General features: G+C 55.7%; 10 protein-coding genes. 6 read left to right on the forward strand and 4 right to left on the reverse strand.

Features of this window, described 5'->3' with window-relative positions; translation table 11 throughout:
- Positions 1-74 precede the first annotated feature (74 nt).
- The 4 genes from AN476_RS07995 to AN476_RS08010 form a co-directional block, all read right to left on the reverse strand.
- Complete coding sequence (locus AN476_RS07995) at positions 75-1,376, reverse strand: ferric reductase-like transmembrane domain-containing protein (RefSeq protein ID WP_054460528.1); 1,302 nt, start codon at positions 1,374-1,376, stop codon at positions 75-77.
- 586 nt (positions 1,377-1,962) lie between these two features.
- Positions 1,963-2,970 carry an ABC transporter substrate-binding protein gene (locus AN476_RS08000; RefSeq protein ID WP_054460530.1) on the reverse strand — a complete coding sequence of 336 codons (1,008 nt, stop codon included), beginning with the start codon at positions 2,968-2,970 and terminating at the stop codon, positions 1,963-1,965.
- Positions 2,949-4,307 (reverse strand): sensor histidine kinase, encoded by a 1,359-nt coding sequence (locus AN476_RS08005; RefSeq protein WP_054460759.1) that lies wholly within the window; start codon positions 4,305-4,307, stop codon positions 2,949-2,951. The genes AN476_RS08000 and AN476_RS08005 overlap by 22 nt, the downstream gene beginning before the upstream one ends.
- Positions 4,297-4,965 carry a response regulator transcription factor gene (locus tag AN476_RS08010; RefSeq protein ID WP_054460533.1) on the reverse strand — a complete coding sequence of 223 codons (669 nt, stop codon included), beginning with the start codon at positions 4,963-4,965 and terminating at the stop codon, positions 4,297-4,299. Before AN476_RS08010 ends, AN476_RS08005 begins: the two co-directional genes overlap by 11 nt.
- A 109-nt stretch (positions 4,966-5,074) precedes the next feature.
- On the opposite strand from AN476_RS08010, the gene AN476_RS08015 reads away from it, so the two are divergent.
- The 6 genes from AN476_RS08015 (at position 5,075) to AN476_RS08040 (ending at position 12,938) form a co-directional block, all read left to right on the forward strand.
- Positions 5,075-6,058, forward strand: coding sequence for a tripartite tricarboxylate transporter substrate binding protein (locus tag AN476_RS08015; RefSeq protein ID WP_054460536.1), 984 nt, complete (start codon positions 5,075-5,077; stop codon positions 6,056-6,058).
- Between the two features lie 64 nt (positions 6,059-6,122).
- Positions 6,123-6,608: a tripartite tricarboxylate transporter TctB family protein gene (locus tag AN476_RS08020; protein ID WP_054460538.1), complete on the forward strand. Its 486-nt coding sequence runs from the start codon at positions 6,123-6,125 to the stop codon at positions 6,606-6,608.
- Between the two features lies 1 nt (position 6,609).
- Positions 6,610-8,121 carry a tripartite tricarboxylate transporter permease gene (locus AN476_RS08025; protein WP_054460541.1) on the forward strand — a complete coding sequence of 504 codons (1,512 nt, stop codon included), beginning with the start codon at positions 6,610-6,612 and terminating at the stop codon, positions 8,119-8,121.
- Between the two features lie 146 nt (positions 8,122-8,267).
- A complete protein-coding gene (locus tag AN476_RS08030; protein WP_054460543.1) occupies positions 8,268-8,636 on the forward strand; it encodes a hypothetical protein in 369 nt (122 codons plus the stop codon).
- A gap of 149 nt (positions 8,637-8,785) precedes the next feature.
- Positions 8,786-9,892: an efflux RND transporter periplasmic adaptor subunit gene (locus AN476_RS08035; RefSeq protein ID WP_083464273.1), complete on the forward strand. Its 1,107-nt coding sequence runs from the start codon at positions 8,786-8,788 to the stop codon at positions 9,890-9,892.
- A gap of 1 nt (position 9,893) precedes the next feature.
- Positions 9,894-12,938 (forward strand): efflux RND transporter permease subunit, encoded by a 3,045-nt coding sequence (locus AN476_RS08040; protein WP_216598376.1) that lies wholly within the window; start codon positions 9,894-9,896, stop codon positions 12,936-12,938.
- Positions 12,939-13,331 lie beyond the last annotated feature (393 nt).

Genomic DNA, 13,331 nt, shown 5'->3' on the forward strand with positions numbered 1-13,331 from the left:
ACTACGCAGGTGATCGCAGCGAAGCATCAGCTTCAACCGGCAGGGATCTGCCAATTGAGCTTTGACTTTGAAGGTTAGATCCCGGTTCGTCTTCTTTGATCCGACACCCAGGCAGCAAGCCGTTTGAGACCAATACCAGTCCGAAATTCGAACTCTTCGAAATGAAAACTCCGGGGGCTCACACCATGTCGGCGCAAACCTGGTTGCAATGCTTGTCTAAAGGAGACCGGACCACAGAAGGACACTTGTGCTTGCGACATATCTTTATCTGAGAGCTCGGCGACAAGATCTGCTGTTAAGCGTGAACCCTCCTCCGAAGCGAATAGGTGAAGGCGGAGGTTCGGCTTGGCTTGCACCACTTCCTCCAGCTCTTGAAGATGAGGCGCATCGCCTCGCGACCTCACACAGAAGAACAAATCAACAGGCCGGGCATCCACTGAGAGGGCGCGCGCCCATGTGAGAAATGGCGTAATACCGATCCCCCCCGCAATCCAAATCTGTGAACGGTCGCCTGCCCTTCGAAACCGTCCAAACGGACCTTGTATTTCAACGCGTTGTCCTATGGCAACCCTATTGCCAAGATCCGTGGTGAAGTCGCCCAAAGCCTTTATCGTGACGCGAATTGACCCGTCTGCACCGATATTAGAAAAGCTGAAAGGATGGGGTTCAGGTTTCGTCGCCCCGACGAAACGAAAAATGCCAAACTGTCCGGGAGTCGGTTTGAGACCTTTGCCCTTTGGTTGCATTGATATCGCAAGTGCGCCGCCTGTTCTCTCCAATTTTTCGATGTCATAAGCCCGTGAAGGCCGGACCCCATCGGGCAGAAGCATCCAGAGATATGAGGCAAGGCCAATGGCACAAAAGCCTGCGGTGTAGAGCCCTGCTGGGTCGTTCATCGAAAAGGGTTTCAAAATGAAGATGAAATGGAAGGTCCCGGCGGCAAAGAGGCCGCCCATGGCTTTGTGGGTCCATTTCCACAGATGATAAGGAATAAAGGTCGCAACCGAGATAACCACTAGGATTAGCAGGCCATAAAGACTGAGTTCGCCCAGGGTCTCGGCAAGTTCGTTGAGAGCCGTTTCCCGTCCTAGCCCGTCCATTTCTGCGTCAATCGTATCATGTAGCAGAACCGCCGCCATTGCTAGAATGCCCGCCCACTTGTGAAGGACGTAAACCCGGTCAAGCCCCCCAAAAATTGTTTCAACTCCAGGCAGCCGGGTAGACAGAACCTGTCCCCAAGCCATCAAGACCAGCGCAGCGAGGCCAAGATATTGCGAAAACAGTGCGATCTGGTCTTCCACGTTCGGCAGCATCGCAAGCTGATAGGCCGGAAAGAGCGTCGTGGTAGAAATTAGTACGAGTCCGATAGGGTTCATGAGCGCTCCTAGCTTTCGGTTTTTTCAACACATCAGCGTCGACGGCTCGAACACTTACAGCAAAAACTTGCAGCACGCGAGAAACTCGAAGAAGATTGTGAACCGGTGTTCGCCAGTTGAAAACTAATCGCTTTGTGCCCAGCCTTCCATGAAGAACACGCCATTGGGGAAGCCCTCCCAGTCATTCGCGGCAGCGCGGAATAGCTGCAATCTGGGCTCCCAGCTGCCTTGCGGTGGTGCAGCATCACATCTGCAGCGAAATCACCTAGACCTTAGCTGGACGATGACTGATGCCAGGCCAAAGCGGCCCCATACCTAGTGGCCGCTTTGGCGGGCCAGCACATGCAAATCCGACAGAGTCCAGGCTTTCTCTGAGGTTGCGAACCGCTCTGACCGTATAGACCCAAATTCGACATTCATTCTGTGCAACTTTCAGGCTAATATCTGCACCGCCACAGAGCGTTTCTGGCCCACAGGAACTTGATACCGCACCAACATCCGTGGTCAGCAATCTGACTATGAGATGATATGCCGAAACAGGCCTAACCGCCTATATAGAAAAGACGGCAGATCGTGCCTCACTGGCCTAATTTTGAATTAAAGCGTCTTCCCACTCGGAAAGGAACCTGGCTCGTTTCAAACTGTCAAGAAACGTCATCAGAGCTGGCTCCAGTGCTATTGTTGCTCGGCCGATTCCAGTTTCGCGTAGTTTTAGGGCAGGCAGCGAAGGCTTTCCGTCGGCAGAGCTTGATTGCAGAGCAATAAGGTGGCGCATGAAGTTCCCGGCGATGTCCGGGGCTTGCGTGTCTTTTGAGACAAAGGCTGTTCGCATCATTGTTGTCGGAAAGTCAGATGGATAGATGATTTCAAGCGCGTCTTGACTTTCGACGCGCGCCGCCGCGTAGCTGCTCAACACGTTGTAGGCCATGACGATCTTGCCGTTGGTCAAATCATCGATCATTTCACCAGAGCAGCAATAAAGGCGCGCATCAAGCGCCCCCATGACTTCCATCAAGCGCCAAAATGTTTCTGACGCACGCGCGTCTTGTGTGGCAAACAAGTAGCCAAGCCCTGAAGCGCGCACATCATAGGTGCCGACCTTGCCACGAAAGACGCCGGGACGCGCGCGCAACGCTTCGATCAGTTCCTGCCGCGATTGGGGGATTGGCAAATCCGCGAAGGCCGAGCGGTTGACAACGATGGCCGCCGGTTCTGATGTGAAGGCATACAGGCTATGCCTCCACTGAGCCCATGGCGGGTGCGACACGCCCTTCAATGGCAAAGCAAACCCGTCGTTGACAAGCTTCAGTTGCAAATCCATGGCGCTGGAAATGGCTATATCGAAGGCCGCCGGCCTGGCACGCATGCGCTTGTCTACAGCTGTGGTTCCCGTAACGAGATACTCAATCGAGACGGTCGGATTCTGCGCCACGAAGGTCTCAATAATCTGCGCAAACAAATCTGTATCCGTGCTTGAAATGATGCGTAAGGGTCGGCCCTCGGCTGCCTCATTGAAAGACCGGCGATCTTCCCATTCCTGTGCCAAGGTGGCATGGCCCAACACTATGAGAATTAGAGCGAAATAGTAACGCATGCGCCGCCCTCCGATAGGTTCGCAAGTTCGATCTCGCCGCCATGGGCCGCAGCGACATCCTGAACGATCGTGAGGCCCAAACCTGATCCGATTGAGCCTTCTGCGTTTTTGCCGCGCTGGAACCGCGTGGTCAGGGTTTTGATCTCAGGATCCGGAAAGCCGGGGCCGTGGTCACGGACGGAAATCTGAACTTTCAGCGCCGCCGTGAGAGTGATTTCGATTGTGCTGTCAGGGGGGCCGTATCTCATGGCATTGTCGATCAGGTTGCGAATGGCGTTTTGCAACAAAATGGGGTCGCCCGCGTAAGCGACGACAGGGTCACCATGCACGACAAGAGACAGGTCTTTCATATCTGCGATCGGGTTCATCCGTAACACCAGATCCTGCACGAGATCGACAAGGTCGATTTCCTGGCGTTCAAGGTGGTCAGCGCGAAAGGTGATCATCGCGTGGTCCAGAAGCTGCCCCGCAGCGCGCGAACTTTCGTCGATGGCCCTGATCATCGAGCGCATCGCCTCGCGGTTCTCTTCTTTATCGACGCGCTGCAGCGTGGCTTCGGCGTAAGAGCGTACAGTTGCAAGCGGTGTCCTGACACGGTGCGCGGCTTCGGCGATGAAGTCTTCTGATTGGCTGAGCGAGTGATCAAGCCGCCCCATCAAAGAGTTGAGCGAGTTCACCAACGGAGCCATTTCCTGAGGAACAGGTTTTTTGAATGGGCTGAGGTCTTGTGGACCTCGCCGTGTAATCGAGCTGGTCAGCTTGTTAAGCGGCCCCATTGCCACCGAGGTAGCCCAAAACGACAGGGCAACCGCAAGGACAAAGAAGCCCCCCCCAATCAAGGCTGCATTGCGTGAGATGCGATCCAGTGTTTCGGCCATCGCATCCTGCGTTTGAGCCAGCACAATCTGTATTTCGGTACGCCTGTCGGTTCCGATGAAAATGCGGCTTGCGCTGACCTGTCTTACGGTTGCCCCCCGCAACAGGTTGGATTGGATAGCCTTGCCGGTTTCGCCATAAAATTCAAGATCTTGATAGCCGGACAAGAGGGCACCATCCTGATAGATCGCGTAAAAAACGCGATCATCCGCAGGTGTGCTGAGCATCGAGAAGGCGGCATAGGGGATGTCGACCTCAACCACATCATTGCGAATGGATGCGGCATCGAGAATAGACGTGACCGAGGCGGTCAAAATACTGTCCTGCCCTTCCTGGGCTACCTGAACCGCGTAGTTGCGCACTGCGAAATACAAAAGCAGCGCAAGCACTGCGGCCCCACTGATCAACGTCAGGGCCAGGCGCGCCCTCAGAGAACTGGATATCGCCTGACTATCCACCATGATCGAGTCGATACCCGAGGCCACGTAGCGTCGTGATCTTGACGTCGGAAGCCTCAAGATGTTTGCGCAAGCGACCGACATAGACCTCGATCGCGTTCTCCGAAACATCATCATCGTAAGAAAACAACCGGTCTGCCAGTTTTTGCTTGGAGAAAACCCGCCCTGGGGCGCCGAGAAACAGCTCCAGTAGCCGCAGTTCGCGATTGCGCAGCGTGATGACTTGGCCGCGGATAGAGAGGTGACCAGCAACCGGATTGAAAACGATCCCTCCCATCTCGACAGCCGTCTTGGCGCTGCCAGATTTGCGGCGCAGAACCGCACGGCAGCGAGCCTCTAGTTCGGCGTGATCAAACGGCTTGGTCACGTAGTCATCCGCCCCCAGATCAAGCGAACCGATTCGATCTGAAACCTGGCTGCGCGCTGTCAGGATAATGACCGGCGTGTCCACACCCCGGGCTCGATGCCGCGAAAGGAAGTCGCGTCCATCCCCATCGGGAAGCATGATGTCGAGAAGGATGAGGTCATATTCTCCAACATCTAAGAACGAAGTTGCGTCCGCCAAATTCACCGCATGATCAACGACATGGCCGTCAAGACGAATGCGTGTACTTACAGCATTGGCAAGCTCTTGGTTGTCTTCGACCAGTAGGAATTTCATGTCTTTCTCAGACTGTCTCCACAGTGTGACAGGTTAGTGTCAGGTTGATGTGCTCTGTTCCCTTCAACTGAGCCGCAACACGGACAGTTGTCAATTGGGAGGAAAAATAATGAAGAGTTTCGAATTGGGCCGCCGCGCCCTTCTCGCCGCTGTAGCCGCTGTGGGTCTTTTGGGATCCGCAACTGCCGGTGAACAGGACGCCTTGGACAGCATCCACTTCTTGATCCCCGGAGGCGCGGGCGGCGGTTGGGACGGAACCGCACGCGGAACCGGCGAAGCCCTGTCCAAGGCAGGCCTGGTGGGTAACGCGACCTATGAAAACATGTCAGGCGGCGGCGGCGGCAAGGCCATCGGCTTCTTGATCGAAAACGCCGATAGCAACCACGGCACGCTGATGGTCAATTCAACCCCGATCGTCATCCGTTCATTGACTGGCGTGTTTCCGCACAACTTCCGCGATCTCACGCTGGTTGCGGGCACAATTGGTGACTACGCAGCGATTGTTGTGAACAAGGATAGTCCTCTCAACTCAATGGCAGACTTGCTGGCCGCCTTTGACGCCAATCCTTCGGCGACAGCTATCGGCGGCGGCTCGGTTCCCGGCGGTATGGACCACCTCGTGGCAGCCATGGTGATGGAAGCGGCTGGCAAAGATGCGCTTGGCGTCAAATACATCCCCTATGATGCAGGCGGAAAAGCCATGGCGGCGCTGCTGTCGGGCGAGATCGCTGCCCTTTCGACCGGGTTTTCGGAGGCGGTTGATCTGCTGAATGCGGGTGAAGTGAAGATCATCGGTGTGACAGCTCCCGAACGTGTCAGCGCAGCGCCTGAGGCGATGACCATGAAAGAGCAAGGCATCGACACAGAATTCGTCAACTGGCGCGGCTTCTTCGGCGCGCCCAATCTGCCGGCCGACAAGGTGACCATGTATCAAGAAACGATCGCCAAGATGTATGAAACACCTGAGTGGGAAGAGGTTCGCGCCCGCAACGGTTGGGTCAACATCCACAATTCCGGCGAGGATTTCCTGAACTTTCTTGAAGCACAGGAAAAGGCCATCGGCGATTTGATGAAGAAGCTCGGCTTCCTGTGAAAAACCAACACAGCAGAGCGAACCTCGCTCTGCTGCACCTAAAGATGCCTTGGGAGGGGACGTCATGGCCTTGGATCGTTGGATCGCACTTGTTTTGCTGGGCATCTGTATGGCCTATGGCTACACAGCCTGGTTTACGATGGACGGCAGTCTCGCGCCCTTTATTCGGCGCAACCCGGTCTGGCCGAGCACCTTCCCCAAAGTTCTCTCGATCCTTGGGATCATCGCTTCGCTGATCATATTGTTTGGGATAGAGAAAAGCGAGCCGAAGCCGGCTGAGATCGACTATCGACGTCTGCACGAGTATCACCTTGGACAAGCACTCTTACTCCTGGCGCTGATGGTGACCTACGCGCTGTGCCTGCGCCCCCTTGGGTTTATTTTCTCAACTTCGGCATTTCTTTTCCTCGGCTCATTCACTCTGGGCGAGCGAAGATGGCACTTCATGCTACCCGTCGCTCTGATCGCGACATGCGTTGTCTGGTATCTGGTGCAAGAGGTTCTTGGCATCTACATGCGCCCGCTGCCGGGCTTTATCATCGGAGGCTGACATGCTCGAAGGACTTCTAATCGGCCTGCAAACGGCCATGTCATTTCAAAACCTTGCGATGGTTATTGCGGGGTGCCTGATCGGCACCTTTATCGGCATGTTGCCAGGTCTTGGCCCGATGTCGATCATCGCGATCATGATCCCTGTAGCCATTTCAATGGGTGACCCGTCCGCCGCCTTGATCTTGCTGGCAGGGGTTTACTATGGTGCGATCTTTGGCGGATCGACCTCGTCGATCTTGCTCAATGCGCCCGGCGTTGCGGGCACGGTTGCGTCAAGTTTCGACGGCTACCCAATGGCGCGGCAGGGCAAGGCCGGCAAAGCCCTGACGATCGCAGCGATCGCCAGCTTTGCAGGCGGGACCATCGGCGCGATTCTCCTCATGGTGTTCGCGCCCGCGCTCTCATCTGTCGCGTTGTTGTTTCACTCGGCCGAGTATTTCGCTCTGATGGTCGTCGGCCTGTCTGCAATTGCTGCTTTCGCAGGAACAGGCCAGGTCGCAAAAGCGATGATCATGACCCTTCTGGGCCTTATCATGGCCACGGTCGGCGAAGGCGCGCTCTTCAATCTGCCACGCTTCACCATGGGGATCATGGACCTGCAGTCAGGCTTTGGGTTCATTACGCTCGCCATGGCCATGTTTGCCCTGCCCGAAGCGCTGTTTCTCGTGCTCAAGCCCAAGAACCTTCAGGACGATGACGGTGAAATCAAAGATTTGCGCATCACAAAGGCCGAGGCCAAGGCCATTGCACCGGTAATCGGTCGTCAGTCTCTACAGGGTTTTTTCATCGGCGTTCTACCGGGCGCAGGGGCAACAATTGCCAGTTTTCTCGGTTATGCCGTTGAGCGCAATATTGCGCCGAAACATGAACAGGACGAGTTTGGCAAAGGCTCGATCAAAGGCCTCGCTGCGCCGGAAAGCGCCAACAATGCAGCCTGCACTGGGTCCTTCGTGCCACTATTGACGCTTGGCATTCCGGGTTCAGGAACGACAGCCATCCTACTGGGGGCTCTCATTGCTTTGAACGTTTCGCCAGGGCCCCGCCTGATGATTGATGAGCCGCAGATCTTTTGGGCTGTCATCATGTCGATGTTCATCGGCAATCTCGTTCTCCTGATCCTCAACCTGCCGCTGATCCCCTATATTGCCAAGGTTCTGTCGGTCCCCCGCAACTTTCTGATCCCATTCATCCTCTTTTTCACACTGATGGGGGCCTACATCGGGCAAAACAACGCGACCGAGCTTTTGCTTCTCGTCGGGTTCGGCATCTGTGCGACCGTGTTGAAATTTGCTGACTATCCGTTGGCGCCGCTGCTGATCGGCTTCATCCTCGGCGGTATGATGGAGGATAACTTCTCTCGCTCGATGCAACTTTATGATGGCATCGCGTTCATCTGGGAACGCCCGTTGACTTTGGCACTCTTAGTTGTCGCAGCACTTTTGGTTGTGCTGCCAAGTTACCGCGCCCGCCGTGCAAAAGCCCGAGCAGCGGGTGTTGCTGAAGGTGATTGATAGTATGAGTTATGCGGGAGAGAAGTAGCCGCCGACCAGGATCAGGCTTGCGACGGTCAGCCAGTCGGACCGGAACTGGCAGAGGGTGGCTTTACAGTTACAGCGGTCAATGCAAGGGTTTGATCATTATAATTAAGGATCCTCTCATGCGCATTATTGCAAGCACCCTCCTCAGTCTAAGCCTTGGCCTGTCATTGGGAGCCGCGGCTCTGGCCGCCAATATCGCAGGAACCGATGGACACAACTCCATCGGGACTCTGCCCTGTAGCGCGCAGGAAGCACAGCTTTTGACCGACTGCCATTTTGAAGCACTGCGCAAAGAAGACGGCTCCTTCACACTTCGAATTCTTCTGCCTGGCGGAGATGTTCGCTACATTTATGGCCAAGACGGAAAGGTGACCGGAACAGACAGTACCGGGTCCTTGGCCTCAAAGCGGCTCAAGAACAAGACGATTGTGCATATTCGCCCGGCCGAAGTGTTTGAAATCGCAAACGAGTTGATCGACGGCCAATAGGTGACATTCTGCGTATCCCAACAGCAGAATTCGGTGACCGCACTAGGCCTCTTGCCGCACTCGGACCGCACCTCGACTGCCACGAATGAAAGAGTTACTCCCCCCGCAAAGGGGCGGACCTGTGCCTACCAGAGATAAAGGACTGAAAGATGTTTCGCGTTACGCTCATTCTAGGCTGCCTCATGCTGTTGGGGTGCAAGGAAGAAGACGTCCAGACAGATGAGATCATCCGGGGGCTGAAGGTTCACACAGTAGAAGCCACGGAAAGCTCCAACATCCGACGCTTTCCAGCAGTGCTTGAACCCTCCGAGCTGACCACATTGTCCTTTGAAGTTGGTGGCGCCTTGTCCGCTATTGACCTCAACGTGGGCCAGCGCATCAGCAAGGGCGAAGTGATCGCGACCTTGGACGAAACCTCGCTTGCCTTGCAGGTTGAGACCGCAAAGGCGGCTGTCACCCAGTCCGAGGCCGCCGCCCGTAATGCCTTGGAAACCAGTGCGCGCCAGGCTGAGCTCTTTGAACGCGGCAGCACCACACGTGTGGCCGCAGATGATGCCAAGGCTGCGGCTGATCAGGCCGCTGCCGTCCTCCTCCAGAGCCAGAAATCACTGGAAGTGGCTCAGGAGAACCTCTCCAAAGCAGTGCTCACCGCCCATATGGATGGGATCGTCAATTCTGTCGATGTGACCTCTTATTCAAATGTGGCAGCCGGGGCCTCAGTCATCACGCTCTATCCTGCCGATTCTTTTGAAGTGAAGTTTTCAGTCAATTTCGACACCGTCAGCCAGCTTGTGGTTGGCAAACGGGCCGAAATTCGACCTGCGGACCGGCCTGACCTTACCTTGTCAGCCGTCATCAGCGAAATCGGTTCGCGCGCGGATGCGGTCTCAAGTTTCCCGATTGTTTTAGAGCTCACCCAGGAAAACCCATTGCTCAAAGCAGGCATGGCGGTTGAAGCCGCCATCGAGCTGCCGCTACCTGAGACCGCAGGGTTTCTGGTGCCGCTGAGCGCCATCCTCAAAGAGGGAGATGGCAACGGCCAGACCGGTGCTCCCGAAGTGTCAAAGGCCGAGGTATACCTGTTCGATCCCGACAGCAGCACGGTGAAACGCCGTGAGGTCTCCGTCGCTGGGATCCGCGAGAACTCGCTGATTGTGATTGATGGCCTGCAAGCGGGGGATCTCGTGGCCTCGGCCGGCGTGTCCTTTCTCAAGGAAGGTCAGAAGGTCAATTTGCTGACGGCCGAGGAGAATTGAGGTGGACGGGCTTGCACGATTTGGCATTGAGAAATCCCGCCTGACACTCCTCGTTATGATAGGCCTGCTGCTCATCGGTTGGTTGAGCTTTGTTGGGCTTCCAAAACGGGAAAATCCGGCGATCACCATCCGGGCTGTGAATATCACGGCCATGTTCCCCGGCATGACGCCGGAGCGGGTGGAGAACCTGATCGCAATCCCGCTTGAAAGAGCGGCGCGCGAGATCGGCGAGGTCGAGGATATCTCCACTCTGGTGGTTACCGGTCAGGTAACTATGAGCGTCGCGGTTGGAGAGGGTATTCCTGTGGACGATCTGGAGCAGATCTTTACCGATATCCGCACCAGAATGGACAGCACCGCCGCAGAACTGCCGGAAGGAACGCTGGGCCCCTTTGTGAACACCAACTATGGCGATGTCGCAATCGCCACGATCGCAGTGACAGGAGAGGGCTTCTCTTATGCAGAGATTTCCGACGCCGCCGAGGATCTGCAGACAGGGCTCTATCAAGTTGAAGGGGTTACCAAAGTCACCCTGTCCGGAGAACAGGACGAGCGGATCTGGCTTGAGCTCGACAGCCGTCGTCTGGCCAGCATTGGCGTACAACTCCCCCAGGTCATTAGTGACCTCCGGGCGCAAAATGTCATCCTGCCTGCCGGAAGCATTGATGCAAATGGCACCTCGATCCTGTTGGAAGCAGATGGAAACCTGACGTCGATCGAAGAGATCGAGCAGATCCTGACCAAGCTCCCTCAGGGAGATATTGTAAGGCTGCGTGACCTGATGACGGTGCGCAGAGGCTATGTCGACCCTGTCCAAAAGCCAGTCTATTTCAATGGTCAACCCGCTGTTTTGGTCAGCGTCGAGATGTCAGACGCCGATGATGTGCAGAAACTCGGGCGTCGGTTGATCGGCGCCATTGCCGCGCTCGAGCAAAGCCAACCCATCGGCGTCTCCTATAGCGTTTCCACCTTTCAGGAAACCAATGTGACGATTTCGATCAACGGAGCCCTGACCAATGTCGGGCAGACCTTTGCAGTGGTCATCGTGGTGATGCTCTTGTTCCTTGGCCTGCGCCCCGCGCTGATCATCGCCAGCATTGTGCCTTTCACAGTCACCTTTGCCCTGCTCGCGATGTCCTATTTTGGTATCGATCTGGAGCAGATCTCCATTGCTGCGGTGATTATTTCGCTCGGGCTCTTGGTCGATAACGGGCTGGTAGTGGTGGAAGATGTCGCCGCGCGCATTCGGCAGGGAGCCTCCCCCAAAGAGGCCTCAATTGCCGCCAGTGGACAGTTCTTCATCCCCCTCGCCGTGGCCTCGGTGACCACCGTGGCCGCCTTTTTGCCGATGCTCATCCTCGAAGGCACCACCGGTGAGTTTGCCTTCTCGCTTGGCGCGGTCGTGGCGATCATGCTGGCGGGATCTTGGCTCACGGCCCATTATATTCTGCCGTTCTTGGCTGCAAACCTGCTGCGCCGGCAACCTGAACAAGACAAAGGTGAAGGCCTGCTGGTCAGAGCCTACGGCAGCCTGATCCGGCGTTTCATCCGGTTTGGCATACCTGCCGTCCTGGGCAGCTATCTCTTGGTGGCCTTCGGTGTTTCAACCTTTGGCTCGCTCCGTTCTGAGATGTTTCCGCTGTCTGAGCGTTCGGAATTCCTGGTCTATGTTGACCTGCCCAAAGGCAGCTCGATTACCGAGACGCAGAAAGAAGTGCTGTTGATCGATGACTGGCTGCGAGATCCAGCAATAAACCCCGGCGTTGCCAATACCACCCTGTTTGTTGGCCATGGCGGACCGCGATTTTACCTGGCGCTGTCACCTGCAGACACGGATCCAGCCAGCGCCTTTATAGTGGTCAACACCCACAGCTTTGAAGAGGCCGTCACGGCCTCGGACAGAGCCCGGCGGCATTTGATCGAAAACCACCCTGCGGTTCGCGCACGTGTCACTCGATTGTCTATGGGCGGCAGTGAAAGTGGCATCGTCGAAGTTGAAATAGCCGGCCCCGACGCGGATGTGCTGCTGGAGGCTGCACATAAGGTAGAGACGGCTTTTGCCAGCGTGCCCTCGATGATCCTCAATCAAAACGACTGGGGAAACAAAAGGCTTACTGTTGGTCTCGATATCCTGCAGGAAAAGGCCCGTCAGCTTGGGGTAACATCCCAAGATGTTTCCAATGTGATGCAGGCCTATTTTTCCGGGACCGAGGTTTCCGTCTATCGGGAGCAGTCAGACCAGATCCCGATTGTGATACGCGCCGAAGATGTCTTTCGAGACAGTCTTGAAGACCTGCTCAACATGTCGATATCCACAGACAGTGGCCTGGTGGCGCTGGATCAGGTTGCAGTCTTTCATCCCCGCCTAGAGTTGGCTCAGATCCGACGCGAAAATCAGAAGCGACAAATCGTGATTTCGGGCAAAAGCGCTACCTTGCCCGCTGCCCAGGTGGAAAAGTTGATTGCGCCCAGCCTCGCGGCATTGGATCTCGGGCCGGATTACACAGTGGTGATTGGGGGCGAAAGCGCCGATTCAGCCGAATCCAATGCTGATCTCATTGCAGGTATGCCCTATACGCTGATGACCATGATTGCTGCGCTTGTGTATCAGTTCAACTCGGCCCGCCGCGTGGCTCTGACCTTCATGACGATACCTCTCATCGTCGTCGGAGCGCCGCTGGCCTTGCTTGTCACCAATCAGCCTCTGTCCTTCTTTGGCATTCTTGGGCTGGTCTCGCTCATGGGTATCATTATCAACAACGCCATCGTGTTGATTGATCAGATCGATATTGAACGACAAGATCTGTCTTTGGATGAGGCCATCATTGCCGCCTCCAAAAAGCGGCTCAGCCCGGTTCTGCTAACCTCTCTGACAACAATCCTGGGCCTGCTCCCCATGGCGATTGTTGGCGGGGCTTTGTTTGAACCCATGGCGACGCTGATGATCGGGGGCTTGCTGTTGGCCTCTCCTTTGTCACTGATCTTCGTGCCCCTTTCTTATCGTCTGTTATTCTCAGATCGGCGAAGGCAGCACGCGGAGGCCTGAAACCTGCGGTGATTTGAATTGCCGATCTTATGAAGAGCCCCAAGCCGGATCCTTCCTGATCCTTGCTTGGGGGTATAGGAGGCCCGAAACGAAGCGCTCAGCGCTGGTGTTCCAAGAGCTCTGCTGTTTGGTTTCTTGACGCATTACAATTCTTGACAAAACCTGTAAGGAAAAATATGGGTCCCTCTCATATCTTTTCCTCGAAGCGAGGTGTTGTAGGGTGTCCCTCCTCTTCAGCGCCCAGCCATGCCATTCAATAGCTGTGTAGGTTCGCGCCTGTCACAGCGCGTTGGAGCAGTCTGGTGCGCCCTAGCTTCGTCTCAATACCTTCGGTCCTTTCGAATTTTGGATCTTCAGGGTTTCCAATCCGGTTCCTTCAACTGGGCCTACTGG

The organism is Phaeobacter sp. 11ANDIMAR09 (assembly GCF_001294455.1).
Taxonomy (GTDB): Bacteria; Pseudomonadota; Alphaproteobacteria; order Rhodobacterales; family Rhodobacteraceae; genus Pseudophaeobacter.

Coding starts and splice junctions, on each gene's coding strand:
- AN476_RS08015 (WP_054460536.1), top strand. CDS start 5,075: ATGAAGAGTTTCGAATTGGGCCGCCGCGCCCTTCTCGCCGCTGTAGCC.
- AN476_RS08000 (WP_054460530.1), bottom strand. CDS start 2,970: ATGCGTTACTATTTCGCTCTAATTCTCATAGTGTTGGGCCATGCCACC.
- AN476_RS08010 (WP_054460533.1), bottom strand. CDS start 4,965: ATGAAATTCCTACTGGTCGAAGACAACCAAGAGCTTGCCAATGCTGTA.
- AN476_RS07995 (WP_054460528.1), bottom strand. CDS start 1,376: ATGAACCCTATCGGACTCGTACTAATTTCTACCACGACGCTCTTTCCG.
- AN476_RS08030 (WP_054460543.1), top strand. CDS start 8,268: ATGCGCATTATTGCAAGCACCCTCCTCAGTCTAAGCCTTGGCCTGTCA.
- AN476_RS08020 (WP_054460538.1), top strand. CDS start 6,123: ATGGCCTTGGATCGTTGGATCGCACTTGTTTTGCTGGGCATCTGTATG.
- AN476_RS08025 (WP_054460541.1), top strand. CDS start 6,610: ATGCTCGAAGGACTTCTAATCGGCCTGCAAACGGCCATGTCATTTCAA.
- AN476_RS08005 (WP_054460759.1), bottom strand. CDS start 4,307: ATGGTGGATAGTCAGGCGATATCCAGTTCTCTGAGGGCGCGCCTGGCC.
- AN476_RS08035 (WP_083464273.1), top strand. CDS start 8,786: ATGTTTCGCGTTACGCTCATTCTAGGCTGCCTCATGCTGTTGGGGTGC.